The organism is Cupriavidus sp. GW822-FHT03E04 (genome assembly GCF_058801495.1).
Genome location: NZ_JBXANI010000046.1, coordinates 1 through 26,528, shown reverse-complemented (window position 1 = coordinate 26,528; position 26,528 = coordinate 1). Strand labels below are relative to the sequence as shown.

The window sequence follows — 26,528 nt, the reverse complement described above, 5'->3', positions numbered from 1 at the left end:
ATCGCCCGAATCCAATTCAACTTGAATACCAAGACAATGAGAAGCAAAACGCTTTACCTGAAGGGCGCGGTCCTGTTGGCTGTGGCAACCATTCCAGCCGTGACCCTGGCGCGTGACTACCGCCAGCCGGGCACGCTCGGCGAAGGCGCGCAGGTGCACCGGTTCGTGCTGCGCGATCCGGCCACCGACCGGCCCCTGCCCGAGGCCCGCTACCGCTTGTTCCTGCCGGGCCAGCGGATCGCAGGCGTCATGCCAAAGCCGAACGAGCAGGACAGTGTGATCTTCGGCATCACCGACAAGCAGGGCAATACCGTGTCGGTGCGGCTGCCTAAGCGCTATCCAAAGGGCAAGTGGATCCTCAACCCGATCATCGGCGAAGGGGATTTCGGGGAGTCGTTTTTGCTGCGCGGCGAGACCAGCAATCATCCCATGGGCGGCCTGCCCTATGTGCTCGACCTCAAGGACGGTTTCCTGTTCTGCAACAGGACGGATAGCCGCGGCTATACCTACTATGCGCAGAGCCACAAGGCCCAGACGATCAGCCTGGACTATGAGTTTGGCAGTATGGATGCGGCCCAATATGCCTGGTGCAAGCGCCAGTCCGAGACCATCGCCGCCCTGCCCGCCAGCGCCGGGCCGGCGGTCGTGTTCCGGCAGATGCTGGCCAGCTACGAGGCCGGCAAAGACGAAATCAGTGCGGATTTCCAGGCGCGCGTGCGGCGCAAGCTGATCGACCTGGCGATTGCCGGCCGGGACGACAGGCAGTTGGATATCGCGCTTGGCCTGGCGCCGCTCGCCAAGGAGAACCTGAACGAGGTTGGCTATGCGCTGGTCGACGCGAACTGGATGGTCGGGCGCGGCATGGCGATGATCGACGAGGCGCTGGTTCACTCGCCGGACGACCCATTTATCCTCGACAGCAAAGGCTGGGCACTGTTCCGCCTGGGCCAGCCGGAGAGGGCGCTCGGCTATATGGAGCAATCGCTGGCCGCTTTTGGCGAGGGCACCGAGGGCAACCTGGGCGCACGCGTGGAAGGCCTGGTGCACAAGGGCGAAACGCTGTGGCAACTGGACCGCAAGGACGAGGCACGCGCCGCGTTTGCAATGGCGACTCACCTGTCGCCCGATGACGAAACGCTGCTGCGCACGCTGGCGCGCCTGCAGGTGGAGCTGCCATAAGCACACCGCCCCGCGCTAAGGTCGCGGGGCGCCAAGGCAAGGCCTTCGAGCCCATGCCAGCCCAGATACTCAGCCCTGCTGGTGTTCCTTGAACTTGGCCAGCGCAATGGCCAGCGCGGCGCTCCCGATGGTCTTGACCAGCGTGGGGTGCTGCGCGTAGAAGCCGGCGATCTGGTCGACGATGCCTGGATGGACCTGCTCGGCGTGGGTGGCGATCTCCTGCACCTGCGCCGGGCTCAGCTGGCTGGCCTGCTCGGGCGTGACCTGGGTCGCGCCGGGCTGCAGCAGATTGCCCAGTGCGCCGCCTGCCGCGCCGGACAACACCGCCGGCCCAAGCGTTGCCAGCAGCTGGTTAAGCATGCCAGCCTGCTGCGCGCCGTTAGACTGGCCGAACAACTCCCCCACCATATTGCCGAAGGCCGGCGTCTGATCCGAGTGGAAAGCGCCGGCCAGCAACTGGCCAAGCGCGCCTTCCGGGGCGTTCTGCGCGATGTGGTCCACCTGCTGCTCGGGATTGCCGCCCAGGGCGGAGGCTGCGTTCTGCAAAAAGTCCATCAGGCTCATGATCGGGTTCCGTGATCTGTGTTGCGGGTGCTGCTGCTTGGTGCTTGGTGCTTGGCTCTTGCTGTTGGCGTATCGCCATCAGCGGCTCGGCGGCCTAGCTCTTCTTGCTGATCAGGTGATAGGCCAGCAGCAGGATCACCGCGCCCACCACGGCGCCGATAAAGCCTGCCGACTGCCCCGGGCGATACCAGTGCAGGGCTTGCCCGAGAAAGGTGGCCGCCAACGCGCCGCCAATGCCAAGCGCGGCCGTGAGGAAGAACCCGCTGGGGCCGTTGCCCGGGGTAATGGCGCGCGCTACGAGCCCGGCGACGAAGCCGATAAGAATGGTCCAGATCAGGTGCATGGCGTCAGGAGAAAAGAAAAAGGGGTGCGCCCCCAGCGGAGCGCACCCTGAACCCGCGCATTACTGCGCGGCGGACTTGGCCGGCGTTGCCGCCTTGGTATGCTTGGTGCTGCTGTGTGCCTTGCTCTTGTGCGCGCTCTTTTCGACCTTGGCAGGCGCCTTGGGGGCGTCGGCGGCCGGTGCCTGGGCGAAAGCACCAGCAGCGAAGAGTCCGAGGGTCAGGATGGCGAGTACCTTCTTCATGTCTATCTCCAGGTGAGGCGCGCAACTTGCGCGTTGCCTGTAAAAACGGCCCGGTGGCAGCGCGTGTTGACAGCGAAAACACAGCGCTATGTAACAGTTCGTATCCGGGTGGTGCGGATGGTGGGAAGACTAGCGCAACGCATCCGCCAACAGCACGCCAGTCACAATCGTTTGCAATTCACGCCTGCGGCATAATGCCGGCAGAAAACAAAACAAACAGAACAACAAGAAGAACAACAAGAATACGAACAGGACGACAACCCTCCGATGACCACTTCCGCCGCCGGCCGCGCCCGGCTCGACTGGGGCACGCTTGGCCTGCTGACATTCCCGCCGCTGAGCTGGGCCGGCAACGCCATCGTCGGCCACTACGCCGCCGGCGCCATCCCGCCGATCACGCTGAACTTTGCCCGGTGGGCGCTGGCCGGGCTGCTGCTCGCGCCCTATGTCTGGCGGGGCGTGCGCGAGCATGCCGCCACGCTGCGCCAGCATGCCGGGGTGATTGCCGCCATGGGCATGCTCTCCGTCTCGGTCTACAACGCCATGCAGTACCTGGCGCTGACCACATCGTCGCCGATCAACGTGACGCTGATCGGCGCTTCCGCCCCGATCTTCCTGCTGATCATCGGCGCGCTGTTCTTCCGCGAGCGGGTGCGCGGCTGGCATGTGGTGGGCGCCCTGCTATGCCTGGCCGGCGTGGGCGTGGTGATGCTGCGCGGGGATCCCGGGCGGCTGGCCCAGCTGGATTTCGTGGCCGGCGATCTGTTCATGCTGGCGGGCACCATCACCTGGAGCGCCTACACCTGGCTGCTGCGCAAGAAGCGCCCGGACTTGCCGCTGGCCGTGCTGCTGTTTGCGCAGATCGTGGCGGGCGTGGCGGCCTGCGTGCCGTTCGTCGCGTGGGAGCTGCTGTCGGGAAGCGTGCCGATTCACTGGAACGGCAAGGCGCTCGGCATCCTGGTGTATGTGGCAACAATCCCCTCGCTGCTGGCCTACTTTGCCTGGGACCGTGCCATTGCCCGCGCCGGGGCGCAGTTGCCAGTATTCTTCTTCACGCTCACACCCGTCTTTGCCGCGCTGATGTCTTCCGCCCTGCTGGGCGACTGGCCGCGCTGGTATCACGCGGCCGGGCTGGGCGCCATCGTGGCCGGCATCTGGATCGCCAACCGGCGCTGAATGCCGCCAAGGCCGCCTAGGCCGCGATCGCCGGATCCAGCCGGAACACCGCCACCGAACGCTCCATGCGCTGGGCTTGCTCCTTGAGCGCATCGGCTGCGGCGGCGGCCTGCTCGACCAGCGCCGCGTTCTGCTGCGTGACCTGATCCATCTGCGTCACGGCCTGGTTGACCTGGGCAATGCCGCTGCTCTGCTCCTGCGACGCGCGGCTGATCTCGTTCATCATGACGGTCACGCGCTTGACCGCGGCGACGATGCTGTCCATGGTGGCGGTGGCATCCCCCGCCAGCGCCGAGCCGGCCTCGACCCGCTGCACCGACTGCGAGATCAGCGTGCGGATCTCCTTGGCGGAGCTGCCGGCGCGCTGCGCCAGGCTGCGCACCTCGGTGGCCACCACGGCGAAGCCGCGCCCGTACTCGCCGGCGCGCGCCGCTTCCACCGCGGCGTTGAGCGCCAGGATGTTGGTCTGGAACGCGATGCCGTCGATCACCGCGATGATGTCGACGATGCGTTTGGAATCGGCCTCGATCTCGCCCATGGTCCGCAGCACGCGGCCCACCGAGGTCCCGCCGGCCACGGCGATGTCGCAGGCCTCGCCCGCCAGCGCGCTGGCCTGGTCCGCGCTGCTGGCGTTCTGCCGCACGATCGCGGTGAGCTGCTCCATGCTGGCGGCCGTCTGCTGCAGCGACGAGGCCTGCTCCTCCGTGCGCTGCGACAGGTCCAGGTTGCCTTGCGCGATCTCGCCGGCGGCCACCAGCACGTTCTGCGCGCCGAGCTTGGTATCGCCGATCAGCGCGCGCCAGGTGTCCACCAGCGACAGCAGGTGCCGCTTGACGTGGCTCAGTTCGTCGCTGCCACGCACCTCCAGCGTGATGGCCAGGTCGCCGGCGTTGATCCGGTCCACCATGCCGGCCACTTGCTGCACGTCGGCGCGCATGCCGTGGCTGAAGCCGGCGAACAGGTAGAACGCCGCGCCCACGGCCAGCAGGGCGACCCCGGCCAGCACCTCGAGCTGCAGCATATCGGCAGCGATGCGCTGCTCCAGCATGTCGCGGGCAATCCCTGAAAACGCCTTGTTGACCGAGGAGACCGCGTTGATGGCCGCCGTCGCCTCGTCAAAATAGGGCTTGGCCTCGATGGCGATGCCGCCGCTGCCGAGCATCTTTTCCTTCAGCGTGCGGTAGAAGGTATCCATCGCGGCCAGTTGCGCGAGCGCGCCTTGCACCCGCGGGCGATACGCCGGGGCGCCGCGCATCACGCGGTCGATGTCACGCCGCACGGATTCCAGCCCGTCCTGGATCTGCTCGCCCAGCGCGGCCAGCTCGGCTTGCTGCGCCGCGTCAGAGTATCCGCCCTGGCTGATGATGGCCGCGCCCCTGCCGCGCGCCAGCGCGCTCAGCTCGGCCAGCTTGGGCATCTGCCCCACCATCAGCGTCACCAGGTAGTACGAGCCGCTGTCGGGATCGAGCGTGAGCGAAGAGCGGTCGGCCACATCGCCGATAAACAGCCGCGTCTGCTTGACCAGCGCGCTGTGCATGTCGAACAGCGCACCGGCTGTGGCGTTCAGGCCCGTTTCATGCATGCGTTGCCACGACTGCTCCAGCTTGCGTGCGTCAGGCATGACATCGAAGCGCGCGGCCTCGCCGGCTTGTTTCATTAGCTCGCCAAGGTGTGCGGCGGCCTTCGCATCGGCGCCGTCAAACGTCGCGCGAAACGCAATGTTGCCAGCGAGCACGGCATTGGCCGCGCCGCGACGGACCTGCGTCTCGCGCATGAAATCGAGCGCGCGGTCGACAACGGCAAGGCCGCTCAGTTCGTCCTGCGAGGCGCGGATCGTCTGCACCGACAGGCTCAGCACCGCATAGAGCGCACCGCCAAGCGGGATCAGGAACAGGATGGCCAGCAACAGCAGCTTGCGGGTGATGGTAAGGCGCGCCATCAGGCGCACGGCGGGGGAGAGAATAGTGGCCACGAAGATCCCAGAGAATCGCTTGCATGCGTCTTGTATCGGCCGGCTAAACGCTGACTGAAGCGCGTTTTCGCGGCTTTTTTCGCATGCACAAGGGCGGGGCTGAAAAGGCACAATGCGGGTGCAGAATGCCCGCTAAACGGGCGTAGAACCAGAGCGTGCACGCAAGGAACGGAGATCAGGCTGACACAAAACAGACGCAAAACCGACGTACAACGAAGGGATCGCGAACGCAGCACGGCGGGCGGGCAAAGATCAGAAGAAACACCTGAACCAATGCCGCCTGGCGCTGTCTTTCCGTAGTCGGTTCTGCCCCAGGCAGGCCGAGCAATCAGGATGTTCAACCCCAGGAGATGGCGATGTTAAGCCCCCACGAATTTGCCACCTTGCTGCTGGTCCACGATGTACAGGATCGACTGGAACTCGATCCCGTGGACCTGGAAGCACTGCTCGAACGCGGCCTCGTGTCGCTGGAAGAATGCGCGGCCGACCGCTGGTGCCCGCGCATCACCGAGCACGGCTACGCGCTGCTGCGCGCGGTCGGCTGGCAGGGGGAGATGAACCGGGCACGGCGTAGCGAAGCGCGCGGGCACGAGGCGCCCGCGCAGTAACGCGGTTACGTAATCACGCCCCAATCGCGCCTCACTCACGGCCCGCTCACGGCCCGCTCACGGCCCAATCGCGCCCCAATCGCGCCCTAGTGAAAATCGCGGCTGGACACCATCAGGCGGCCCAGCAGCGGGCTCAGGTCCACCAGTTCCTGCGCCACCAGATGCCTGACCTCGCCCTGGCGCTGCCACGTGCCGATCACCCCCAGCAGCTTCGCGCCCAGCACTTCCTTGCGCTGGCGCTCGATCAGGTCCGGCCACAGGATCACGTTGATGGCGCCGGTCTCGTCCTCGATCGAGGTAAAGATGGTGCCGCCGGCCGTGGATGGCCGCTGCCGCACCGTGACGATGCCGCAGGCACGCACCTGCCGGTTGTTGCCGCAGCAGGACAAATCCTGCGCCGTGGCGTAATGCATCGCGGCCAGCCGCGGCCGCAGCAGCGCCAGCGGATGCGACTTGAGCGACAGGCCCGTGCTGGCGTAATCGGCCGCCACATCCTCGCCCAGGCGCGGCGCGGGCAGCGATAGCTCGCCCTCGGGCGGCGGCGCCTCATAGAGCAGGTCGTGATGCGCGGCCTGCAGCGCCGCGGCGCGCGCCTGCCAGCGCGCCTGGCGGCGATGCCCGGCGAGGCTGGCCAGCGCATCTGCGGCGGCCAGCGCGTCGATGTCGTGCCGGTCCAGCCGCGCGCGCAGCACCAGGTCTTCCACGCTGGCGAACGGCGCCTCGGCGCGGGCCAGTTCGATCCGCCCGGCCGCCGCCTCGCGCATGCCGTTCACGCGGTTCAGGCCAAGCCGCACCGCCGGCTGGGCGCGCTGGCGCGCGCGCGCTGGCGCACCGCTGGCCGCATGCTCCAGCGTGCTTTCCCAGCCGCTCACCGTCACATCCACCGGATACGTGCGCACGTGGTGCCGGCGCGCATCCTGCACGAGTTGCGACGCCGAGTAGAACCCCATCGGCTGGCTGTTGAGCAGCGCGCACAGGAAGGCCGCCGGATGGTGGCACTTGATCCACGCGCTGATATAGACCAGCTTGGCGAAGCTGGCGGCATGGCTTTCCGGGAAGCCGTATTCGCCAAACCCTTCGATCTGCTTGCAGATGGCCAGCGCAAAAGCCTCCGGGTACTTGTTGCGGGTGAGCGCCCTGACCAGCGCATCCTGGTGCTGTTTCAGGTCGCCCTTGCGCCGCCACGCCGCCATGGAGCGGCGCAGCTGGTCGGCCTGCCCCGGCGTAAAACCGGCGGCGTCGATGGCCAGTTGCATCACCTGCTCCTGGAAGATCGGCACACCCAGCGTGCGGCCCAGCACCTTCTCGATGACGTCGTTGTGGTACGCCGGCGGCTTGCCGGTGCGCCGCACCTGCTCGCGCCGCTTCAGGTAGGGATGCACCATGCCGCCCTGGATCGGGCCGGGCCGCACGATGGCCACTTCCACCACCAGGTCGTAATACTTGCGCGGCAAGAGGCGCGGCAGCATCGACTGCTGCGCACGCGACTCCACCTGGAACACGCCGATGGTGTCGGCGGCGCAGATCATGTCGTAGGTTTGCGGATCGTCCTTGGGCACGTCTTCCATCCGGTACGGCGCGCCCGAGCGCGTGGGGATCATCGTCAGCGCGCGGCGGATGGCCGAGAGCATGCCAAGCGCCAGCACGTCCACCTTCAAGAGGCCCAGCGATTCCAGGTCGTCCTTGTCCCACTGGATCACGCTGCGGTTTTCCATGGCCGCGTTCTCTATCGGCACCAGCCGCGACAGCTTGTGCCGCGCAATCACAAAGCCACCCACGTGCTGCGACAAATGGCGCGGAAAGCCGCGCAGTTGCGTGGTCAGGCTGGCCCACTGCCGCACCGCCGGCGCGTCCGGGTCCAGCCCATACTGCGAAATGCGCTCCAGGAAGGTCTTGCCGCCATCCCACCATGCCTGCCCCTTGACCACCTGCTCGATCACGCTGGCATCGATGCCCAGCGCCCGGCCCACGTCGCGCAGCGCGCTGCGCGAGCGATAGGTGATCAGCGACGCCGCCAGCGCGGCGCGGTGGCGGCCGTATTTCTCGTAGATGTACTGGATGACTTCTTCGCGCCGCTGGTGCTCGAAGTCCACATCGATGTCCGGCGGCTCGTCGCGCTCGCGCGAGAGAAAACGGCCGAACAGCAGGTTGGCATCCTTGGGATCGACCTCGGTGATGAACAGGCAATAGCAGACCAGCGAATTGGCTGCCGAGCCGCGGCCCTGGCACAGGATGCCGCGGCCGCGGGCAAAGCGCACGATGTCGTGCACGGTGAGGAAGAACGGCTCGTACTGCTTTTCGCGGATCAGCGCGAGCTCCTCCTTCAGCTGCTTGCGCCATTTGGGCTTGAGCCCTTTGGGGAAGCGCCGCAGCACGCCTTTCATGGTCTCGCGGCGCAGGTAGCTGAATGGCGTCTCGCCCGGGGGCACCAGTTCCTCCGGGTACTCGTAGCGCAGCGACGCCAGCGAGAAGTCGCACATGGCGGCAACCCGCAACGTCTGCGCCAGCGCCTCGCGCGGGTACAGGCGCGACAAGCGCTGGCGCATGCGCAGGTGCTGCTCGGCATTGGGCGCCAGCGCCATGCCGCATTCGGCCAGGGGCTGGCCCACGCGGATCGCGCTCAGCACGTCCGACAGCGGCTTGCGCGAGCGCACATGCATGGTCACCGCGCCGGATGCCGCCAGGGGCACGCCGGTCAGCGCGGCGGCTTGCTCCAGACGCAGCCGGTGCGTGGCATCGGCATAGCCCTGCAATTGCTCGAGCGCGATCCAGCCGCGCTCGCCAAACGTCTGCCGCATCCATTGGGCTTGCCCCAGCAGCTCGCCGGGGTCCGGGCAATACGAAGGCAGCAGCAGCGCCAGGCAATCGGGCATGCCGCGCAGGTGGGCCTGGTCCGGCTGCGGCGCGGCGATGTCGTCGGGATGCAGCGCGTAGGCGCCCTTTTGCACGCGCGTGCGGCCCAGCGTGATCAACTCGCTCAGGTTGCCAAAGCCTTCGCGATTTTGCGCCAGCAGCACCAGCCGCAGCACGGGCCGGCCCGCGTGGTCGGTGAGCGTGAAGCGGCTGCCGATCAGCAGGCGGAAATCCTGCGCGGCACGGGCCAGGGCAAGCAGGCGATCATGCCGGCGCAGGCGGGCCTGCAAGGCTTCATCAGCGCTCCCGGTGGCAGTGGCGTCCGGCGCGGCGGGGCATTCGCCATCCCCTTGATGTTCGCCGTCTTCGTCGCCGCCCTCCTCCGGCTCCTCCGCTGCCTCGTCCTCATCCTCCTGCAGCCCGGCGGCCAACCGCGCCGCGCTGCGCTCGGCCGCATCGCGGGTGCGTTCGCGCAGGTCCTTCAGCGCATGGTGCGCGCGGGCCGTGCCCGCCACCGAGCACTCGTCGGTCAGCGCCAGGCCGCGGTAGCCGAGCGCAAACGCGCGCTCGATCAGCTCGACCGGATGCGACGCCCCGTCCAGGAAGGTGAAATTGGAGATGCAATGCAGCTCCACATAGTCGGGCAACGCCGGCAGCAGCGCGGAAAGCGCCGGCGGCAAAGCGGAGAATGAAGGGTTGGCTGGCTGGCTCGACATGGCAAGGATTCAGGCAAACGCTCGGGCAAACACTCGGGCAAACACTCAGGCAAACAAGCCATGCAGGAACCAGCGGTACTCGCCGCTTTCCTCACGCCCGGGGCGCTGGCGATAGACCCAGCAACGCAGCCCGTCCGCCCGTTGCGCAACGAAGTAATCGCGCGTGGCCAACGCGCCGTCCCACCAGCCGGATTCGATGCGCTCCGGCCGCGAGAGCAACGTCAATGGCCCGCCGTGACAAGGCCGATGGCGCTGCACAGTCAGTGCCACGGGTTGCGCCATCAGCCACAGCGGACGCTCCGGCATGCCCGCCGGGGCACGCTGCGGCTCGCGCGGCGCGCGCGCAGGCATCTCATCCACCGGGCACCAGCGGTTGGCGCGCTCGGGCCGGTGGTCGGCCAGCGGCTGCGGTTGCAGCACGTTCTCCCGGCCCAGGCGCGCCATCAGCGTATCGAGCACGCGGCCCAGCTCCGCCGGCGTGCCGCCCGGCTCGGGAAACAGCGCATCGCTCTGCGCCACGCAGGCCTGGACCGACTCCACCACCAGCAGCAGGCTCACCGCCGGCACGCGGAACTGCACCTTGTCCAGCCGCTCCTGCAACAGCTTGGACAAATGCGCCGGATCGCGGCTGGGCTGCGCCAGGCTGATCGTCACCGGCGTTGCCTGCGTCTCGGCGCCCAGCCGGTAGCGCTCATGCTCCAGCCGCAGCACCAGATGCGTCACGCCCGCCTGCTGCAGGGCCAGCCAGCCGGCCAGCGCCAGCAGCAAACGCTGCGCGCCCGCCATCACGCCCTGCACGGATTCGGTCCGGCCTGGCAGCTCCATGCGCTGCGAGAAGGTCGCGGGCGCGCTGAACCACGTAAAGCGCACCGGCACCTCGCCATAGGCCTGGTCCAGCCGCGCCAGCAGGTCCGGCCCCAGCCGGCGCCGCAGGCCGGCACGCGGCAGGCCCCGCACCTCGCCCACGGTCCGGCAGCCGATGCCATCGAGCCAGCCATCGTCCGCCAGCCCTTGCAACATGCCCACCGGCAGCCGGTCCAGCAGCCGCGCCATGCGCTGCGGCCCCACCGCGCGCCGCGCCGGACGCACCAGCCCGCCCCGGCGATCCCGCCGCAGCGGCTGCGCCGCCAGCCACGCCGCCCCGAAGGCCGTCGGCCCGCAGCCCAGCTGCAGGAACACCCCCAGCCGCCGCACCCGCGCATACACCGCCCGGCACAACGCAAGATGGCCGCCAAACAACCGCAGGCTGGCCCCGGCATCGATCATCACGGTAGCCACCCCGGCATCGGGATGCACCGTGACATGCGGCGTGAAATGCAGCAACGCCAGCGCCAGCGCCGTCATCACCTGCGCCTCGGCCGCCGGCTCGCGCTGCAGTTGCACCACCTGCGCCGACAACGCCTGCACGCCGCCCCGCCGCATCCCCGCCTGCACCCCCAGCGCCACCGCCGGGCCGTTGGCCAGCACCACCCGCTCGCGCTCCATCACCGCCACCGGCACGCTGTGGTGCAGCAGGCCAGCGCAGGCGCGGAGCGCGGCGGGCTCAGGCCAGTTCGGCTGCAGCGCGTCCAGCGACAGGCGCGGCAGATGCACCGCGATCCAGTACGACATGGGCTTGCTCTCCCGCAACGGCTTGGGAAACCGGGGCATTCAGGGGGACCGGCATCGACGGGGCCGGCGCCGCCGCAGGCGGCGTGGCCATGGCCGGCACCGCCACCATCTCGCCCAGCGGCAGCACCAGCGGCGTATCGCGCACCGGGCCGCGCCGTTTGTGGAACGTGACCGACACGGCATTGCCCGGCGCCGGCGACAACAGCAGCCGCAGCACCGCCGGCGACGACTCGCGCAGCACGCTGGCCGGCCGGCACGCCCACACCACGGCGTCTCCTGCCTGCGCCAGCACCTGCAAGCGCCGCAGCGCCTCGGGACGCGCCGTGGGCAGCCACACCATCACCCCGCCAAAGGCCTGGCTGCGCAGCACCTGCTCCGCCGCCCACAGCACATCCGCCTGCGCCGCGGCCCGGCCCGCGCCAGCGGGCGGGCGCACCCAGTACAACTGGCGCGCCGGCAAACCCCATTCGGCCAAGCACGTTGCATTGGGCTGGTGCGGCGGCCCGATCAGCGCCATCCGGCGCTGCGCCGCGGCCAGCGCCAGCAAGGCCGGGCGCAGCAGCCGCAACTCGCCCACGCCGGGGTCGGCCAGCAGCAGCTCTGTGAGCGCGCCCACCGGCCAGCCACCGCCGGGCAACTCGGCCGAGAGCGCGTCATGGCCGGTCGGCAAGGCCGGCACGCTGCCCGCCCGGCCCAGATGGCCAAGCTGCCCCGCCCGCCACAGGCCGGGATAGCGTTGCTCCAGTGCGTCCAGCGCCCCCTGCCGGTCGGCCACGGGCGGCTGCGCCAAAGGCGAATCGCCCGATGTATCGGGCGATAGGGGAAAGAGTTCGGCGATCATGTGATGCGTGCGGCTCAGTCCGAGGGGACTGACAGGAAGTTTCCGGGTACTGTATGTTTATACAGTACCACGGATGCGCGCAAGGGTGAAGCAATGGGGATGCCGAACCATGGAAATTGATCATGGTTAGCGGCGCCGTGCTGCATCGGTGGCATGAGAATATGCTGCCATCGCAATGACTTCCCGCCATGATGACGATCGCTCGCCTGCTCTGCTTCCCGCTGATTGCCTTGCTCGCCGTCAGCGCAAGCGCTGCCGCTCCCGACGAAGAATCCCTGGGCAGGGCCGAGGGCTATCCACCGGCTCGCAGCCTGAAGCAAGCCTACACGGAGCCCTATCTCGTCGGTTCGTTCAGCGCGATGGACAGCTTCAATCCGGCCTGTGCGCTCGCTCCGGCAGACGATCCGCTTGCGCTGAAGAAGGCCGCCATCGAGACGCCGTTCAGTTACCGCTTTCGTGGCCGCCAGCTGACACTGGACGACTACATGCAGCGACAGCGTGCCACTGGACTTCTGGTCGTGAAGGACGGCGAGATTGTCGCGGAACGCTACAACTACATGCGCAGCGCCGACATGCGGATGCTCTCCAACTCGATGGCCAAGACCATTACCGCGCTGGCGATCGTCAAGGCGCAGGAAGAGGGCTTCATCCGCTCGCTGGATGACACCGCCGAGACCTACGCGCCCCAACTCAAGGACACGCTGTACGGACAGACCCGAATCGTGAATCTGATGCGCATGTCCTCGGGCGCACGGTTTATCGAGGACTACTCGGAGCACGACGATCGGGCCAGGTTCAACGATGCCGTGCGCCGGGTTGGGGTTGCTCAGGCCGCCCGGCTGATCACGGCGCGCAGCGATCCCGAAGGGCAGCGCTTCAACTATGCCGGGGCCCAGACCCAGATCCTGGGGCTGGTGTTGCGCGGCGCCACGCGCCGCACGCTCTGTGACTACGTCGATGAGAAGCTATGGAAGCCGATCGGCGCCCAGGCGCAGGCGACCTGGCTGGTGAACCCGGCCGACCAGGACGTGTTCGCGCAAGGCGCCTTTAACGCCACGCTGCACGACTACGCCCGCCTGGGCTTGATGATGGCAACCGATGGGCTGGTGAGGGGCACTGCCGTGGTATCACGTGACCACCTGCTCGCGATGACGGACGCAACACGGCAACCCGAAGCATTTCGGCCAGGGCACATGCAGTACCACGGCAGCACCTACTACGGTTATGGCCTGCAGACCTGGATCCTGCCCGGCAGTCACCGCCGCTTTGCCCTTCTGGGTGTCTACGGGCAGGCCATCTTCGTAGATCCCGCATTGAACCTGGTGGTGGTGCATACCGCGGTCGGCAAGGATGCCGCGGGCGACGCGAGCGGCGCCCACCTTGGCGCGGAACGCGATGCGCTGCTGCGTGGCATCGTATCGGCCTATGGCGACTGGTAGAAACGTGGATTGCCCCGGGTGTGCGCCTTGGGTCGACCGTTGTCGCGGACCCGGTCAATGCAGCAGGGCATCTTCAAAAGCCATCTGCTCCGCCACATCAAACAGCGCCCCAAGGCTCGCCGTCCCCGCGGCCGCCATCCCGTCATCGCTGCCCGCCCCCCGCACGGCATCCAGGCTGCGCCGCATCCCGGCTACCGCCGCGCCCGGCAACAACGTGGTCAGGCTGACCCGGCGAACCCCCAGTTCGCGCAGCCGCTCCAGCGAAACATTCGCGGCCGACGGGCTTGGCGCCAGCCCGGTCCCGGCGCTCAGCGTCACCGGGATATCCAGCGCGCGCACCAGCCGGGCGATATCGTCCTCGGTGCGCGGCGCAATGGGCAGCAGCATATCGGCGCCCGCCGCCTGATACGCCCTTGCCCGGAGGATGACCTGCTCGGTGGTTTCGCAGGCAAATGCGTCCGTGCGGGCAATGATCATGAAGTTGCTGTCGCGCCTGGCGCGCTGCGCGGCGTCGATCTTGGCGAGCATCTCGCCAAGCGGCGCCACGTCCTTGGCCGCCGCCGAGCCCCAGCGCCTTGGCACCACCTGGTCCTCGATGTTCAAGCCGGCCGCGCCGGCTTCCTCGAACAGTTCCACGGCGTAGTGGACACCGCGCGGGTTGCCATAGCCGGCGTCCGCATCGGCGGTGATGGGAATGGATGAGGCGCGGGTCAGCCGCCGGCAGTGCTCCACGCATTCCGTCAGCGTGAGCAGGCCGATGTCCGGCACGCCCAGCAGGCTGTACGACAGCATGGCGCCGCTGATGCAGGCGCTCTGGTAACCCGCCTGCTCCACCAGCCGCAGGCTGAAGATATCGTGGACGGCAGGCGCCACGACGAACGATTCCCGTTGCAGCAGCGTGCGCAGGGATGCGGCCTTTTGAACCGGGGCAATACGTGGCATGGACTTAGGATCGCGAGGATAGGTGGGAAATCATGGGGATGGTCACTCCTTGGGCATGCCGTCGGCCAGCTTGCGCATCATGGGCTTGCGCGCGGCGATTTCCCGGGCCCAGTCGTCTCCCGGCAGGTAGGCCAGCACCGGCGCATCGTTGCCGGCCTTCTTCAGGTACTCCGGATCCTTGAGGGTCGCCCGGATGGCCGCGCGCAGCTTCTCCACGATGGCTGGCGGCACGCCCGCGGGCACCGCGATCCCCCGCTCGGCCGGCATCACATCGTCAAAGCCTTGCTCCCGGGCCGTGGGCACGTCGGGCAGCGAAGCGGCTCGCGTCTCCCCCATCTGCGCGATAATCTTCAGCGGCACGGCCTCCTTGCCCGCATCCTGCAGCTCGCCCGTGGTGACCGCCGCAAAATCGATATGCCCGCCAAACAAAGCCGTCTTGGATTGCGCCGTCCCGTTATAGGGGATGTCGGTGACCTTGACGCCCGCCACGTTCTGCAATTGCAGTAGCGCCAGGTGCCCGTTCGTCCCGACCCCGTTGTGACCGAAAGACAGCGACGCCGGCTTCTTCTTCAACGCCGCCACCACATCCTTCAGGTTGTTGTACGGGCTATCCTTGCGCGTCACCAGGATGGTCGGGTCGCTCAGCACCCGGGCGACCAGCCGCAGCGCGGCCGGATCGAAGCTGGTCTTCCGGTACAGCGGCGAGAACGCCATGGCCGGCAGGTTGACCACGCCAACGGTGTAGCCGTCCGGCGCCGCGCGCATCAGGCTGAGGCTGGAGATCTCGCCGGCGGCGCCGGGCTTGTTCTGCACCACCAGGCTGGCGTTTGCGCCAAGGTAGCGCTGGATGAACGGCGCCATCGTGCGCGCCATGGTATCGGTGCCGCCGCCGGCGGCAAACCCGACATAGACCTGGATGGGATGATCGCTGGGCCATTCCGCCTTGGCCGGCGTCGCCGCCAGGCCCGTTGCGAACAGAAGCAACGCGCCCAGCGTGTGGATTGCGTGATGCGCCTTGCATGCCTTGAGCCCGTGCCGCATGATCTTTCCCTCTCCCAGCCGATATTGACAATGGCCAGACGATACGTACCTCCCGCGCGGGAAGAAAGCGACAAATCCTCACGTCCCCCGGTGAGATTTTGGAATGACCGCACGCGAGCCGGGCATCAAACGCACTGCCGGGCCAAGGCATCGCCATGACACTCAAGCAGCTGGAAGCGTTCTACTGGGCCGCAAAACTCGGCAGTTTTTCTGTCGCCGCCGCGCGGCTGCATGTCACGCAGTCGTCGCTGTCAAAGCGCATCGCCGAGCTGGAAGACGATCTGGGAAAAGCCTTGTTCGACCGTACCGGGCAACGCTCGGTGATCACCGACGCGGGCGAGCGCCTGCTTGAGCATGCCGCCCAGATCCTCGACATCGAAAGCCGCATCCGCGCGGACCTGGACATGGCAAGCGCGCTGCGCGGGAGCTGCCGCTTCGGCATCAGCGAGCTGGTGGCGTCCACCTGGTTTCCGAGCCTGGTCGCGCGGGTGCGCGAACTGCACCCGAACCTGGTGCTGGAGCCACAGGTGGACCTGACGCTCAACCTGGAGCGCAAGCTGGAGCGCGGCGAGCTGGACTTCGCGATCATTCCAGGCCCCTGCACCTCGCCCAACCTGTCGCAGGAGAAGGTCGGCGAGCTGGCGTACAAGTGGATGGCGGCGCCACAGCGGCTGGCTGGCGGCACCGTCCTCACGCCCCGGCACTTCACCGAGCATCCGGTGATCATGCTCAGCGCGGAAGCGGGCCTGACGCAGGCCTTCGAGAAATGGGCGGCGGAGCAGAAGCTGGAGATTCCCAGGGCGCTGGTTTGCAACAGCCTGTCGGCCCTGATTGCCATGGTGATGGCGGGCGTGGGGATCAGCTTGTTCCCGCAGTCCTATGTGGAGCCGTTTGTGCGCGCCGGCAAGCTGGCGGAGCTGACGAGCACGCCGGCGCCGCACAACCTGTCCTACTATTTCCAGTGGCGCACGGGGGACACGCGTGCCGTGGTCCGGTCGCTGAAGGCGATCACGATGGACGAGGCGGATTTCTCCGTGAGCTCGCCGTTATGGCCGGAAGCTGGGAAATCGAGAAAGCAAGGGCCGGGCGCACGGCAAAAGTAGCGCGATCGCTGGCGACAGGGGCGCGCCAGCCAAGCGCGCGCGCCCCGCCCCCGCCTCAGTCCAGCGGCCGTCCGGGCCGGAACCCGTCCCGCAGTTCCCGCTTGAGCACCTTCCCGATCGCACTGCGCGGCAGCACATCCACCAGTTCCAGCACGGCAAGCCGCTGCGTCTTGCCAACCTGCTCGTTGGTCCAGGCCATCAAGGCATCATCAGACACCGTGGCACCATCGCGCCGAACCACAAAGGCCACCGGCGTTTCGCCCCATCGCTGCGAGGGCACGCCAACCACCGCGCAATCCAGCACGTCCGGATGCTGCTGCAGGATCCCTTCGAGATCGCTGGGATAGATGTTGAATCCGCCGCTGATGATCATGTCCTTCTTGCGGTCCATCAGCGTGAGGAAGCCGTCATCGTCGAAGCGGCCAACGTCGCCGGTGCGGATAAAGAGCTTGCCGGTGGCGTCGCGCCATTCGGCCGCGGTCGTCTTCTCCGGTTGCTTGTGGTAGCCGGCCATGATGGCGTTGGAATGGCCGACGACTTCGCCGATCTCGCCCACGGGCACTTCATTGCCATCGTCGTCGATCAGGCGGATGTCATGGCCTTCCATGGGCTTGCCCACGGTGTGGAGCTTGCTGGGGAACTCGTGCGCGGCCAGCACGCAGCTGCCGCCGCCTTCGGTCATGCCGTAGTACTCCACCAGGCCGCCGGGCCAGCGCTTGAGGATTTCTGCCTTCAGCGCGGCGGAAAGCGGCGCGCTGGTGGAGAACTTCATCCGGTACGACGACAGGTCGTAGTCACCGAAGTCCGCGCGCGCCATCAGGCGCTGGTATTGCACCGGCACCAGCATGCTGTGCGTGACGCGGTGCTGCGCGGCCAGTTGCAGATAGCGCTGCGCGTCGAACTTGGGCATCAGCACGGCGGTGCCGCCGAGCGCCAGCGTGGGGATGAAACTCACGAGCGTGGTGTTGGAGTACAGCGGCGTGGAGATCAGCGTGACGGCGTCGGGGCCGTAGCCGCCGGATTCCTGGACACGGCGGATCTGGTTCCAGCGCAGGGCGTGCGCGTGCACGATGCCCTTGGGCGTGCCGGTCGTGCCCGAGGAATAGATGATGTTGAACACCTGTTGCGGCGCGATGGCATGCGCTTGCGGGCGGCTGCCGTGCGGGGCCAGCCAGGCTTCGAACGCGAGGCCGGCGGGGGCGTCGGCCAGCCCGATAAGGCGGGCCTGGATACGATCCTTCACCGGCGCGATCTCGCGCAGGACATCCGCGTCGACAAAGAACACCCGCGCGTCGGAGTCTTCGACCATGCCGGCCAGGCTTGCCGGCGTGGAGGACGGGGCGAGCGGCACCAGGGCAACGCCGGCGCGCAGGCCGCCGATCAGGATGGCGGCGTATTCGATGGACGCTGCCGCGCAGATGGCGAGCGAGGCGCCCGGCTGCAGGCCGTCGCGTTGCAAGGCGGCGGCGACGCGGTCGGCCAGCGCGTCGAATTCGGCATAGGTAAGCGTGCCGCGGCTGTCGACGACCGCGACATGCCCGGGCCGCTCTGCGGCGTGCAGGCGGACGCAGTCCGCGAGGTTGCCAATCGGCTGCGTCAGAAGTTCTGTGATGCCCATAGGAAGGTCCTGTCTCCATTTGGCGTCGCGATCAACCGGTCCGGGGGACCGCCTTCGCGCGCGAATCTATCGTCTTGAACGTCCGGGGCAGCGGCGTTCATCCCGTGGGCCTGTCGGTATTGCCGCAGGCCGGGGTAGATTTTCGCATGGACACGGCAAGGCTGCCCCACACCGGTGGGACAGCCCGCACTAACAGGTAACTACGAGGCAACTACGCAGGTCATTTCAGCCCGCAACCTGGCTCAAAGCGGCCCGCCTTCCCCGATCCAGTAGGGGTTGCGGCCATAGTACTCATGCAGCGTGGTGCCCCATTGAGGATCCGCCATGGCCGGCCAGCTGTCCTTGTCGAAACCCGGGGCATCCTTGATGCGTTGCGCGGTCACGCCGATGCGGAAGCACTTTTCGTCGGTGTCCAGGGTCAGCGCGCCCCAGGGAATGGCGTGCAGCGTGTCGCCCATGCCGAGGAAGCCTCCGCTGGTAAGCACCGCGTACGCAATGCGGCCACCGCGCACGTCGAGCATGATTTCGGAGATCTTGCCGACATGTTCGCCGTCCGAGGAATAGACCTTGTTGCCGTCGAGCGTCGATGCGCCCATGACATCGGGGCCCGGGCCATCGCCCACACCGCGGCCGACAATGGCCGCGCCCCTGCTGCCGGCAGGCATGCCGGGATTGAGTTGTCCCATGTTCGTCTCCTGAAAAAGGGTGGTGCCAGAGAGCGCGCAACGAACGTGCCAAGCCGTTGGGGCAGGCGGCGTCGCGGCGTGGGCTTTGGCATCACGGGAAGAATTACAAAAGCCGGTAACTTTCTTTCCGTTCCGACCCGTGCTGACCGGTGCTGACCCGCGCTGTTGCCGCAACGAGCGTCCGTTGCCGCATGGCACGAAAACTGCGCCTGGACCCTGCCCCCAAACACACTTCAGGAGAACCCACATGGAAACCATTGGCAATGGACAATCGTCGGCGCAGGACGAAGCCTCGCGTATCGCCGGCAAGGTTGGCACGGCAACCTCGAACGTGCTGGATGCCACCAAATCCGCCGGCCGGCAGATCGGCGCTGTCGCGCGGGACGAAGCTTCCGGCCTCAAGCGGGAGCTGGACGAGTTGATCGCCCGCCTGCCTTCCCTGTCAGCCGCCGCAATGGAAGAGGCCAAACAGGACTTCCTGCACAAGATGGCCACGACCAAGGAGGCGGCCAAGGGCATCTCGGACAACGTGCGCCAGCAGATCACGCAGCGCGCGGAGGACACCGCGGCTTATGTCAAGGCGCAGCCGCTGCGGTCCATGGGCATGGCGGTTGGCGTAGGCATCATCCTGGGCCTGCTGATGTCCCGCAGTGCTGGCCGGGATCGAGACTGAAGCGCACCAAGGCGGACACAGGCGCGCACCGGCTTCCTGGCGAGGCCGGGCAGCCCTGTGCTGCCGCCGCGCCTGCGTTTGTAAGCCAATTGCTGACGCCGGATTCCTCGTCCGCCGATGCGCATTTACCGTCTTTCCGACTTCGCCGCGCCCCGCTCCCACCTAGCATGGAATCAAGGGCCCAGCCCCGAAAGCAGCTAACGGCGAACGGCGAATGGCTAACGGAACCGGGAGAGCGGAAATGCAATCAGACACCACCAACCTGCATGCGATCGTGGCCAAATGGATTGGCCCTGCCGAGGGCCGTCCGGTGCGCGTTGCGCGCTTCGGCAGGATGTGTACCGGCCGGGTGCCTTATGTCGGCGTGAAACGCGAGGCCGACATGCTGTTCTTCTTCCGCCACGGCGACGGCTCGTGGTGCGTATTCCCGCCGGTTAACCAGGGGACGGCGGCGCGCAGCGCCTAACCGCCTCCGGTTCCCCGCCTTACGTGACGCTCTATGTCACGCTTTATGCCATTCACGCAGACGGCTCATAGTCCACCTGGTGCCGTGCAATGCGCAAATCACCCAGCTCCTCCTTCACCCGCAGGTGCTCCGGGTGGGTGGCGTATCCCTCCAGCGCCGTCTGCGATTCGAACTCGGAATACAGGACCACGTCGCAGGCGTAGTTGACCTTGCTCGAGTCCACGCCGACTTCCAGATGGCGCATTCCGGGGATCCGGCCGCGAAGCCCTTCGAACGCAAGCTTGAGCCGCGCCACGGCGTCTTGCTTGTCGACTTCGGTTTCTCCGCGCAGGTTCCACATCACGATGTGTTTGACGATGGACACGATTTCTCCCTTTGCCGATCCTGGCGGATCTTGGCTGATTTTCCTGATGTTCTTGATGACCTTGAAGTTCTTGACGCCAACGTCAGGCCGGCGGGAAACCGGCCTTCTGCGGCCACAAGTTGCTAAAACCATGCACGGTCGACTGCCCATAGACGCCGGCCTGCGTGAAGGGCTCGCCGGCCAGCCACGCCTTGGCCTCGGCGAGCGACGGAAAATCGATCACCAGCAGGCTGCCGGCCATGGTGGTGCCGTCCTCGGCCAGCAGCGGGCCCGCAAAGGCGATGCTGTCGGCCTTGGCGCCGAGATAGACCTTGTGCTCCGGGCGCACGCGGGTGCGCAGTTCACCGGTGCCGGGCTTGTCGAGAAGATGGAATACGAACAGCATGAGGCCTACCTCCGGGACGGCGCCGGCGCTGCCGGTACCGGGTTGAGAATGAAATCGAAATCCAGCGTGTAAAAGGGCGTGGCCGATGGCGTGCCATCCGGGGCGGTGCCGGCTTCGTGCCGCACCCAGTCCCCGATGAGTGAGCTGCGCACGCCGAAGACCGCGTCGGAATCCAGGTATTCGCCGCCCTCGCGGAACACATGGGTGATGAGCGTCTCAAACCCCGGCGCCGAGATCATGAAGTGCAGGTGCGCGGGACGCCACGGATGGCGGCCCATGGCCTCGAGCATGCGGCCCACCGGGCCGTCGTGCGGAATCGGGTAGCACTCGGCGACGATCGACTTGAAGTGAAAGCCGCCGCTCTCGTCGGCTGTCAGCGTGCCGCGGCCCTGGTGGCCATCGAGCCCCGCCTGCTGCACATCGTAGAAGCCTTCCGAATCCGCCTGCCAGACTTCCAGCCGCGCGTTCGGCACCACCTCGCCCGTCACGCTCTTGACCTTGCCGCTGACGTAGCACGGCTCGCCGGTCATGCCGTTGGCTACGTCGGCGCCCAGTTCGTACTCTGGCGCGTCGTCCACGTAGAACGGCCCGAACACGGTGGCCTCGGTGCAGCCGCGCGGCTTCTTGTGGTTCTGCGCGGTGACCAGCGTGGACAGGCCAAGCGTGTCGGACAGCAGGATGAACTCCTGCCGGCTGCCGGTGCAGGTGTGGCCGACTTCAGTCAGGAACTTGATGCCTTCGGCCCATTCGGCCTCGGTGAGATGCACCTCACGGGCAAAGGCGTGGAGATGCTGGACCAGGCTGGTCATAATCTCCTTCATCCGCCCGTTGGGCATGTCGGCATGCCGCGCCAGCACGGCCTGCGTGATGGTCTCTTCGTCTAGGTTGCGCATGATGCGTGGTCTCTTGTGGTCTCTTGTGGTCGTTCTTACGGACGGTCTTGCGGACATCGGGATCAAGCCTTGGTGGCATCTTCCCAACGCGGGCAGGCACGCTTGCTCACCGGGATGTCGATCGACTGGTAGTTGGTCTTGTCCACCACCGTGGCCGGCAGCACGATGCTCTGCGTGACCGGCATGCCGCGCAGCTTGCGGATGGCGGCGGTCATGCCCAGGCAACCCTGGGCAAATCCATTGTAGTCACCGGTGGCGAGCATGGTGCCAGCCTTGATCGCGTCGATGGCCTCCTGCGTGCCGTTGATGCCGGACACCAGCGCCTTGCGGTTGGCGCCCTGCAGCGCCTCGATGGCGCCGATGGCCATGGCGTCGTTGGCAGCAAAGATGCCGTCGATCTGCGGGTACGACTGCATCAGGTTCTCCATCACCTGCAGGGCCTGCAGGCGTTGGTAGTTGGCCGGCTGCGAGGCTACCAGCTTGATGCCGGGGAAGGCCTTGAGCGCGTCGTGCATGCCTTTGACGCGGTCGATATTGGTCAACGAGCCCTTGATGCCTTCCAGCAGCACCACATTGCCCTTGCCGCCCATGGCCTTGAACAGGTGCGTGGCGGTCTTCAGCCCCAGGTCGTAGTCGCTGGCGCCGACGAAGGAGACAAAGTTGCCCACGTCGCTCTTGTCGGTCACGTTGACTACCGGGATGTTGGCCGCGTTGATCTTCTTCACGCCCGGCCCCATGGCCTTGTAGTCCACCGGGACGAAGACGATGGCGTCGGCCTTCTTGACGATCACGTCCTCGATCTGGCTCATCTGCTCCGGGATGCTGTCCGGCTTGGTGGGGATGTAGTGGGTGACGCGCGCGTTCATGCTCTTGGCCGCGGCGTCCGCGCCCTGGCGCACGACCTGGAAGAACGGGTTGGTCTGGTTCTTGGTGAACACCGCGATGCGCTCGCCGTCCGCGTGGGCCGGCGCGGCCAGGATGCCGAGGGCCAGCAAGCCGGCCAGTTGCTTCAGGTTACGTACGTTCATGTTGTCTCCTTTGTCTTTCATGAAAAGCTGCCACCTCAATTGACGACCTTGTTTGACGACCTTGTTTGACGACCTTGTTTGACGACCTTGTTTGACGACCTTGTTTGACGACCCTGATTGGCGACGTCGAGCTAAGACTTCACGCCCAGCCGCTTGCGCGACAGCGTATCCAGGAATACCGCCAGCACCACGATCACGCCCGTCACCAGCGGCTGCCAGTTGGCGCTGACGGTGAGCAGGTTCATGCCGTTGAGCACCAGCGTGAGGATGATGGCGCCGACCAGCGTGCCGGAGACCCGGCCCACCCCGCCGAACAGCGAGGTGCCGCCGATCAGCACCGCGGCGATGGCGGGCAGCGTCAGCGCCTCGCCAATGTCGCCTTCGGCCGAGTTGAGCCGCGCCAGGAACACCAGGCTGGCGATGCCGGCCATGGCGCCGCTCACCAGGTACACCAGCACCAGCCGCCGCTTGACCGGCACGCCGGAGAGCCTGGCCGCGACGGGATTGGCGCCGATGGCGTAGATCTCCTGGCCATAGGTGGTCTTCTGCGACATGGCGGTGCCCGCCACCAGGAACGCCAGCATCAGGTAAACCGGGATGGGCACGCCCCACAGGTAGCCGCTGCCGATCGCCCGAAACGCTGGTGGAAAGCCGTGGATGGTCTCGCCCGCCATGAACCAGTAGGTGACGCCGTGCAGCACCCACAACATGCCGTAGGTGGCAATGAATGGCGGGATGCGCAGCATGGCCACCAGCAGGCCGTTGGCCAGCCCGATCAGCGCGCCGGTGCCCAGCCCCGCGCCCACGCCGAGCATGGTGGAGCCGGTGGCCTTCATCACGGTGGCCGCCACGCAGGCCGACATGGCCACGTTGGCGCCCACCGACAAGTCCAGCCCGCCGGTCAGGATCACCAGCGTCACGCCCGACGCCAGCAGGAACAGCAGGCTGGCCTGGCGCAGCACGTTGAGGATGTTGCCCAGCGTCAGGAACGCGTCCGACGCCACCGCCAGCAGCAGGCACAGCAGGCCCAGCGCGAACAGCCGGTAGGCAAACGAGCGGGCATCCGCCGAGAGTGGCGGGAACAGAGTCGCCGTGTTCATGCTTTCCCCTTGAACGATTCGATCAGCAGCACCACCAGCACCAGCAGCCCGATGGCCGCCACCTGCACCGACGACTGCACGCCCACCAGGTTGAGCCCGTTGCGCAGCACGCCCACCGCCAGCACCCCCAGCACCGTGCCGGGCAGCCAGCCGTTGCCGCGGTCGAAGGTGGTGCCGCCCACCGCCACCGCGGCGATGGCATCGAACTCCAGCCCGATGGCCGCCGTGGGGTGCCCGGCATTCATGCGCGCCGTGAGCAGCAGCGCGGCCACGCCGGCCATCAGCCCGCCCAGCGCATAGACGGCGATCAGATAGACATTGATGCGCACGCCGGAGAACTTGAGCGCCTCCCGGTTGCCACCCAGCGCGAACACATAGGCGCCAAAGCGGGTGTGGTAGAGCAGCCAGTGGAACAGGCCGTAGAACACCACCGCGATCCAGATCGGGAGCGGCACGCCCAGCAGTTGCCCGGCGTAGATCAGCGGAATCGCCTCGCCGATGCCGGTCACGCTCTGGCCATCGGTGGCTACCAGCGCCAGCCCCTGCGCGGCGCCCAGCGTGCCGAGCGTGGCCACGAACGGCGGGATCTCCAGCCACGACACCAGCGCGCCATTGAGCAGCCCGAACGCCAGCCCGGTAAGCAGCGCCGCGCCCAAGGCCAGGGGCAGCGATTCCGTGGCCACCATCACCATCGCCAGCACCACGCCGCATAGCGTCAGCACGGCGCCCATCGACAGGTCCAGCCCTTCGGTCATGATGATCAGCGTCATCGGCAAGGCGATCAGCAGCAAGATCGTGGATTGCGCGCCGATGTTCAGCAGGTTCTCCACGCTCAGGAAGCCCGAGCCCGTCGCGCTGAAGCCCAGCGAAAGCAGCAGCAGCACCCAGACCGATCCGGGCACCTTGCCGATGGACAGGCCGAGCGGCCGCGGTAGTGCGTTGGTATCAAGCATCGTTCATCCCCAGTTGCAGAATGCGTTCTTCGGTCATCTCGGCGTGAGCGACTTCGCCGGCGATGCGCCCGCCGCGCATGACATAAGTGCGGTCGCAGACATTGATGATCTCCGGCAGTTCGGAGCTGATCAGCAGCACGCCGGCGCCCTGCTTCACCAGGCTGTCGATCAGGGCAAAGATCTCGGCCTTGGCGCCGACGTCGATGCCGCGCGTGGGCTCGTCGAAGATAAACAGCTTCGCTTCGGCAACCAGCCATTTGCCGATCACGATCTTTTGCTGGTTGCCCCCGGAGAGAAACTGCGCCAGCTGGTTGCCGTCTGGCGTGGCAATGCGCAGCCGCGCGATCTCGCGCTCGGCCAGCGCCTCGGCCTTGTCTGCGCGATACCAGCGCGCGGGAAACGCGCGCCGCAAGCCGGCCAGCAGCAGGTTGTCGCGCACCGTGCGGATCAGCGCCAGCCCCTCCGATTTTCGGCTTTCCGGAATCAGCGCGGCACCCAGCTCACGGGCGCGGTCCGGGCCGCCGGCCAGACGCTTGCCAAAGATGTGGATTTCGCCCTGCTGGATCGGGTCCGCGCCAAACACGGCGCGCGCCACCTCGCTGCGGCCCGAGCCCACCAGCCCGGCCAGGCCCACGATCTCGCCGGCGCGCACCTGCAGGTTGATATCCGCGATGCCGCTGTCCGCGCTGACGTTGCGCACATCCAGCGCCACTTCGCCCAGTTGCGCGCTGCGCTCGCGGCTGTAGCTCATGTCGACCTTGCGCCCGACCATGCGCGCCACCAGCTCGTCCGGGGTGGCGTCGCCGGGCAGGCAGGCACCTACCTTGCGGCCGTCGCGCAGGATGGTGATACGGTCGCCCAGCGCAAAGACCTCCGCCATGCGGTGCGAGATATAGATCATCGACACGCCATCGGCCTTGAGCCGCGCGATCACGGCGAACAGCTTCTCGGTCTCGCGGTCGGACAGCGCCGCGGTGGGCTCGTCCAGCACCAGGATGCGCGCGTTCTGCGACAGCGCCTTGGCGATCTCCACCATCTGCTGCTGGGCCACGCCCAGCGCATGCACCGGCGTGCGGGTGCTCACCTCCATGCCCAGGATATCGAGGATGCGGCGCGCTTCGGCGTGCATCCTGGCGGCGTCGACGGAGCCGGGAATACGCCCGCGCGGCTCGCGGCCCAGGAAAATGTTCTGCGCGATGTCCAGGTAAGGCACCAGCGAGAACTCCTGGAAGATCACCGCGATGCCGAGGCGCATGGTATCGGCCGGGCTAGCGATCGCCACCGGGCTGCCGTCGTGATAGAACTCGCCGGCATCGGCCACGTAGACGCCGCACAGCACCTTCATCAGCGACGACTTGCCGGCGCCGTTCTCGCCCAGCAGCATATGCACCTCGCCGGGGTAGATGGCGAACGACACATCGTCCAGCGCCTTCACGCCGGGGAAGTTCTTGCAGATGCCGCGCATCTCGAACAGCGGCGTGATTTCGGTGATTGCGTTCATGATGTGGGCCTGAAGATCTTGCCGGCGCCGATGCCGATGCCGTGCGGGGCGAGTTGTCGATGCATGTGGTCTCCTTCTTATCGTTGGTATCGTTGGTATCGTTGGTATTGTTGGTGGCTTCCTGGCGCTGGCGGCACGTTGATGACGGCAAAGGCAACTGCAGTTTCACCACCCCTGCGGGGCGGCGACCTACTTTCTTGTCTTGCCAAGAAAGTAGGCAAAGAAGGCGC

The 26,528-nt window shown here is 67.0% G+C and carries 25 protein-coding genes; 7 read left to right on the top strand and 18 right to left on the bottom strand.

Features of this window, described 5'->3' with window-relative positions; translation table 11 throughout:
• Positions 1 to 36: 36 nt before the first annotated feature.
• Positions 37 to 1,179, top strand: a complete 1,143-nt coding sequence (locus AC1RQC_RS38620) for a tetratricopeptide repeat protein (protein ID WP_492886631.1) — start codon at positions 37 to 39, stop codon at positions 1,177 to 1,179.
• A 69-nt stretch (positions 1,180 to 1,248) separates the two neighbouring features.
• On the opposite strand, the gene AC1RQC_RS38615 is transcribed toward AC1RQC_RS38620, so the two are convergent.
• The 3 genes from AC1RQC_RS38615 to AC1RQC_RS38605 form a co-directional block, all read right to left on the bottom strand.
• Complete coding sequence (locus AC1RQC_RS38615) at positions 1,249 to 1,743, bottom strand: hypothetical protein (RefSeq protein ID WP_174423971.1); 495 nt, start codon at positions 1,741 to 1,743, stop codon at positions 1,249 to 1,251.
• A gap of 94 nt (positions 1,744 to 1,837) precedes the next feature.
• Positions 1,838 to 2,086 (bottom strand): GlsB/YeaQ/YmgE family stress response membrane protein, encoded by a 249-nt coding sequence (locus AC1RQC_RS38610; RefSeq protein WP_017230370.1) that lies wholly within the window; start codon positions 2,084 to 2,086, stop codon positions 1,838 to 1,840.
• 60 nt (positions 2,087 to 2,146) lie between these two features.
• Positions 2,147 to 2,329 carry a hypothetical protein gene (locus AC1RQC_RS38605; protein WP_492815016.1) on the bottom strand — a complete coding sequence of 61 codons (183 nt, stop codon included), beginning with the start codon at positions 2,327 to 2,329 and terminating at the stop codon, positions 2,147 to 2,149.
• A gap of 267 nt (positions 2,330 to 2,596) precedes the next feature.
• Here AC1RQC_RS38605 and AC1RQC_RS38600 point away from each other — a divergent pair, with 267 nt between their 5' ends.
• Positions 2,597 to 3,505 (top strand): DMT family transporter, encoded by a 909-nt coding sequence (locus AC1RQC_RS38600; RefSeq protein ID WP_492815014.1) that lies wholly within the window; start codon positions 2,597 to 2,599, stop codon positions 3,503 to 3,505.
• A 16-nt stretch (positions 3,506 to 3,521) separates the two neighbouring features.
• Here AC1RQC_RS38600 and AC1RQC_RS38595 read toward each other — a convergent pair whose 3' ends face one another.
• The gene (locus tag AC1RQC_RS38595; protein WP_492886629.1) at positions 3,522 to 5,477 is read right to left on the bottom strand and encodes a methyl-accepting chemotaxis protein; all 1,956 of its coding nucleotides are present in this window, start codon (positions 5,475 to 5,477) and stop codon (positions 3,522 to 3,524) included.
• Positions 5,478 to 5,833: 356 nt separating this feature from the next.
• Here AC1RQC_RS38595 and AC1RQC_RS38590 point away from each other — a divergent pair, with 356 nt between their 5' ends.
• Positions 5,834 to 6,085 carry a hypothetical protein gene (locus tag AC1RQC_RS38590; protein ID WP_492372849.1) on the top strand — a complete coding sequence of 84 codons (252 nt, stop codon included), beginning with the start codon at positions 5,834 to 5,836 and terminating at the stop codon, positions 6,083 to 6,085.
• An 86-nt stretch (positions 6,086 to 6,171) separates the two neighbouring features.
• Here AC1RQC_RS38590 and AC1RQC_RS38585 read toward each other — a convergent pair whose 3' ends face one another.
• The 3 genes from AC1RQC_RS38585 to imuA are packed head-to-tail and all read right to left on the bottom strand — an operon-like array spanning position 6,172 to position 12,106.
• Complete coding sequence (locus AC1RQC_RS38585; RefSeq protein WP_492886627.1) at positions 6,172 to 9,654, bottom strand: error-prone DNA polymerase; 3,483 nt, start codon at positions 9,652 to 9,654, stop codon at positions 6,172 to 6,174.
• A gap of 45 nt (positions 9,655 to 9,699) precedes the next feature.
• Entirely contained in the window at positions 9,700 to 11,265 is a 1,566-nt protein-coding gene (locus AC1RQC_RS38580) for a Y-family DNA polymerase (RefSeq protein ID WP_492372851.1), read from the bottom strand.
• Positions 11,198 to 12,106 carry a translesion DNA synthesis-associated protein ImuA gene (imuA, locus tag AC1RQC_RS38575; protein WP_492828161.1) on the bottom strand — a complete coding sequence of 303 codons (909 nt, stop codon included), beginning with the start codon at positions 12,104 to 12,106 and terminating at the stop codon, positions 11,198 to 11,200. Before imuA ends, AC1RQC_RS38580 begins: the two co-directional genes overlap by 68 nt.
• Before the next feature lie 188 nt (positions 12,107 to 12,294).
• Between imuA and AC1RQC_RS38570 the strand changes: the two genes are divergently transcribed.
• Positions 12,295 to 13,545 (top strand): serine hydrolase domain-containing protein, encoded by a 1,251-nt coding sequence (locus AC1RQC_RS38570; RefSeq protein ID WP_492828162.1) that lies wholly within the window; start codon positions 12,295 to 12,297, stop codon positions 13,543 to 13,545.
• Positions 13,546 to 13,599: 54 nt separating this feature from the next.
• Here AC1RQC_RS38570 and AC1RQC_RS38565 read toward each other — a convergent pair whose 3' ends face one another.
• Positions 13,600 to 14,487 carry an isocitrate lyase/PEP mutase family protein gene (locus AC1RQC_RS38565; RefSeq protein ID WP_492886624.1) on the bottom strand — a complete coding sequence of 296 codons (888 nt, stop codon included), beginning with the start codon at positions 14,485 to 14,487 and terminating at the stop codon, positions 13,600 to 13,602.
• Between the two features lie 42 nt (positions 14,488 to 14,529).
• A complete protein-coding gene (locus AC1RQC_RS38560) occupies positions 14,530 to 15,528 on the bottom strand; it encodes a tripartite tricarboxylate transporter substrate binding protein (protein WP_492886622.1) in 999 nt (332 codons plus the stop codon).
• Positions 15,529 to 15,683: 155 nt separating this feature from the next.
• Here AC1RQC_RS38560 and AC1RQC_RS38555 point away from each other — a divergent pair, with 155 nt between their 5' ends.
• Positions 15,684 to 16,631, top strand: coding sequence for a LysR family transcriptional regulator (locus AC1RQC_RS38555; protein ID WP_492886620.1), 948 nt, complete (start codon positions 15,684 to 15,686; stop codon positions 16,629 to 16,631).
• Positions 16,632 to 16,686: 55 nt separating this feature from the next.
• Here the strand turns inward: AC1RQC_RS38555 and AC1RQC_RS38550 are convergent, their stop codons facing one another.
• Both AC1RQC_RS38550 and AC1RQC_RS38545 read right to left on the bottom strand, forming a co-directional pair.
• Positions 16,687 to 18,249, bottom strand: coding sequence for a class I adenylate-forming enzyme family protein (locus AC1RQC_RS38550; RefSeq protein ID WP_492886618.1), 1,563 nt, complete (start codon positions 18,247 to 18,249; stop codon positions 16,687 to 16,689).
• A gap of 242 nt (positions 18,250 to 18,491) precedes the next feature.
• Positions 18,492 to 18,935 carry a PRC-barrel domain-containing protein gene (locus AC1RQC_RS38545; protein ID WP_416050540.1) on the bottom strand — a complete coding sequence of 148 codons (444 nt, stop codon included), beginning with the start codon at positions 18,933 to 18,935 and terminating at the stop codon, positions 18,492 to 18,494.
• Positions 18,936 to 19,182: 247 nt separating this feature from the next.
• On the opposite strand from AC1RQC_RS38545, the gene AC1RQC_RS38540 reads away from it, so the two are divergent.
• Both AC1RQC_RS38540 and AC1RQC_RS38535 read left to right on the top strand, forming a co-directional pair.
• Positions 19,183 to 19,608 carry an ElaB/YgaM/YqjD family protein gene (locus AC1RQC_RS38540; RefSeq protein ID WP_492372858.1) on the top strand — a complete coding sequence of 142 codons (426 nt, stop codon included), beginning with the start codon at positions 19,183 to 19,185 and terminating at the stop codon, positions 19,606 to 19,608.
• Positions 19,609 to 19,849: 241 nt separating this feature from the next.
• On the top strand, positions 19,850 to 20,074 hold the full coding sequence (locus AC1RQC_RS38535) for a hypothetical protein (RefSeq protein ID WP_492814994.1): 225 nt from the start codon (positions 19,850 to 19,852) through the stop codon (positions 20,072 to 20,074).
• 52 nt (positions 20,075 to 20,126) lie between these two features.
• Here AC1RQC_RS38535 and AC1RQC_RS38530 read toward each other — a convergent pair whose 3' ends face one another.
• The 7 genes from AC1RQC_RS38530 to AC1RQC_RS38500 form a co-directional block, all read right to left on the bottom strand.
• Positions 20,127 to 20,438 carry a Dabb family protein gene (locus AC1RQC_RS38530; RefSeq protein WP_144410011.1) on the bottom strand — a complete coding sequence of 104 codons (312 nt, stop codon included), beginning with the start codon at positions 20,436 to 20,438 and terminating at the stop codon, positions 20,127 to 20,129.
• An 82-nt stretch (positions 20,439 to 20,520) separates the two neighbouring features.
• Positions 20,521 to 20,823, bottom strand: coding sequence for a YciI family protein (locus AC1RQC_RS38525; RefSeq protein WP_492372860.1), 303 nt, complete (start codon positions 20,821 to 20,823; stop codon positions 20,521 to 20,523).
• A 5-nt stretch (positions 20,824 to 20,828) separates the two neighbouring features.
• Positions 20,829 to 21,716, bottom strand: coding sequence for an intradiol ring-cleavage dioxygenase (locus tag AC1RQC_RS38520; protein ID WP_492828167.1), 888 nt, complete (start codon positions 21,714 to 21,716; stop codon positions 20,829 to 20,831).
• Positions 21,717 to 21,778: 62 nt separating this feature from the next.
• The gene (locus tag AC1RQC_RS38515) at positions 21,779 to 22,744 is read right to left on the bottom strand and encodes a sugar ABC transporter substrate-binding protein (RefSeq protein WP_492372862.1); all 966 of its coding nucleotides are present in this window, start codon (positions 22,742 to 22,744) and stop codon (positions 21,779 to 21,781) included.
• A gap of 131 nt (positions 22,745 to 22,875) precedes the next feature.
• The gene (locus AC1RQC_RS38510) at positions 22,876 to 23,844 is read right to left on the bottom strand and encodes an ABC transporter permease (protein WP_492372863.1); all 969 of its coding nucleotides are present in this window, start codon (positions 23,842 to 23,844) and stop codon (positions 22,876 to 22,878) included.
• A complete protein-coding gene (locus tag AC1RQC_RS38505; RefSeq protein ID WP_492814987.1) occupies positions 23,841 to 24,797 on the bottom strand; it encodes an ABC transporter permease in 957 nt (318 codons plus the stop codon). Before AC1RQC_RS38505 ends, AC1RQC_RS38510 begins: the two co-directional genes overlap by 4 nt.
• The gene (locus tag AC1RQC_RS38500; protein ID WP_492886617.1) at positions 24,790 to 26,298 is read right to left on the bottom strand and encodes a sugar ABC transporter ATP-binding protein; all 1,509 of its coding nucleotides are present in this window, start codon (positions 26,296 to 26,298) and stop codon (positions 24,790 to 24,792) included. The genes AC1RQC_RS38505 and AC1RQC_RS38500 overlap by 8 nt, the downstream gene beginning before the upstream one ends.
• Between the last annotated feature and the right edge of the window lie 230 nt (positions 26,299 to 26,528).

What these genes read in the sequence shown, in the direction of transcription:
- imuA (WP_492828161.1), bottom strand. Translation starts at nt 12,106, where the DNA reads ATGATCGCCGAACTCTTTCCCCTATCGCCCGATACATCGGGCGATTCG.
- AC1RQC_RS38520 (WP_492828167.1), bottom strand. Translation starts at nt 21,716, where the DNA reads ATGCGCAACCTAGACGAAGAGACCATCACGCAGGCCGTGCTGGCGCGG.
- AC1RQC_RS38620 (WP_492886631.1), top strand. Translation starts at nt 37, where the DNA reads ATGAGAAGCAAAACGCTTTACCTGAAGGGCGCGGTCCTGTTGGCTGTG.
- AC1RQC_RS38510 (WP_492372863.1), bottom strand. Translation starts at nt 23,844, where the DNA reads ATGAACACGGCGACTCTGTTCCCGCCACTCTCGGCGGATGCCCGCTCG.
- AC1RQC_RS38505 (WP_492814987.1), bottom strand. Translation starts at nt 24,797, where the DNA reads ATGCTTGATACCAACGCACTACCGCGGCCGCTCGGCCTGTCCATCGGC.
- AC1RQC_RS38545 (WP_416050540.1), bottom strand. Translation starts at nt 18,935, where the DNA reads ATGGGACAACTCAATCCCGGCATGCCTGCCGGCAGCAGGGGCGCGGCC.
- AC1RQC_RS38550 (WP_492886618.1), bottom strand. Translation starts at nt 18,249, where the DNA reads ATGGGCATCACAGAACTTCTGACGCAGCCGATTGGCAACCTCGCGGAC.
- AC1RQC_RS38560 (WP_492886622.1), bottom strand. Translation starts at nt 15,528, where the DNA reads ATGCGGCACGGGCTCAAGGCATGCAAGGCGCATCACGCAATCCACACG.
- AC1RQC_RS38615 (WP_174423971.1), bottom strand. Translation starts at nt 1,743, where the DNA reads ATGAGCCTGATGGACTTTTTGCAGAACGCAGCCTCCGCCCTGGGCGGC.
- AC1RQC_RS38535 (WP_492814994.1), top strand. Translation starts at nt 19,850, where the DNA reads ATGCAATCAGACACCACCAACCTGCATGCGATCGTGGCCAAATGGATT.
- AC1RQC_RS38525 (WP_492372860.1), bottom strand. Translation starts at nt 20,823, where the DNA reads ATGCTGTTCGTATTCCATCTTCTCGACAAGCCCGGCACCGGTGAACTG.
- AC1RQC_RS38570 (WP_492828162.1), top strand. Translation starts at nt 12,295, where the DNA reads ATGATGACGATCGCTCGCCTGCTCTGCTTCCCGCTGATTGCCTTGCTC.
- AC1RQC_RS38590 (WP_492372849.1), top strand. Translation starts at nt 5,834, where the DNA reads ATGTTAAGCCCCCACGAATTTGCCACCTTGCTGCTGGTCCACGATGTA.
- AC1RQC_RS38500 (WP_492886617.1), bottom strand. Translation starts at nt 26,298, where the DNA reads ATGAACGCAATCACCGAAATCACGCCGCTGTTCGAGATGCGCGGCATC.
- AC1RQC_RS38585 (WP_492886627.1), bottom strand. Translation starts at nt 9,654, where the DNA reads ATGTCGAGCCAGCCAGCCAACCCTTCATTCTCCGCTTTGCCGCCGGCG.
- AC1RQC_RS38605 (WP_492815016.1), bottom strand. Translation starts at nt 2,329, where the DNA reads ATGAAGAAGGTACTCGCCATCCTGACCCTCGGACTCTTCGCTGCTGGT.
- AC1RQC_RS38515 (WP_492372862.1), bottom strand. Translation starts at nt 22,744, where the DNA reads ATGAACGTACGTAACCTGAAGCAACTGGCCGGCTTGCTGGCCCTCGGC.
- AC1RQC_RS38600 (WP_492815014.1), top strand. Translation starts at nt 2,597, where the DNA reads ATGACCACTTCCGCCGCCGGCCGCGCCCGGCTCGACTGGGGCACGCTT.
- AC1RQC_RS38555 (WP_492886620.1), top strand. Translation starts at nt 15,684, where the DNA reads ATGACACTCAAGCAGCTGGAAGCGTTCTACTGGGCCGCAAAACTCGGC.
- AC1RQC_RS38610 (WP_017230370.1), bottom strand. Translation starts at nt 2,086, where the DNA reads ATGCACCTGATCTGGACCATTCTTATCGGCTTCGTCGCCGGGCTCGTA.
- AC1RQC_RS38565 (WP_492886624.1), bottom strand. Translation starts at nt 14,487, where the DNA reads ATGCCACGTATTGCCCCGGTTCAAAAGGCCGCATCCCTGCGCACGCTG.
- AC1RQC_RS38580 (WP_492372851.1), bottom strand. Translation starts at nt 11,265, where the DNA reads ATGTCGTACTGGATCGCGGTGCATCTGCCGCGCCTGTCGCTGGACGCG.
- AC1RQC_RS38540 (WP_492372858.1), top strand. Translation starts at nt 19,183, where the DNA reads ATGGAAACCATTGGCAATGGACAATCGTCGGCGCAGGACGAAGCCTCG.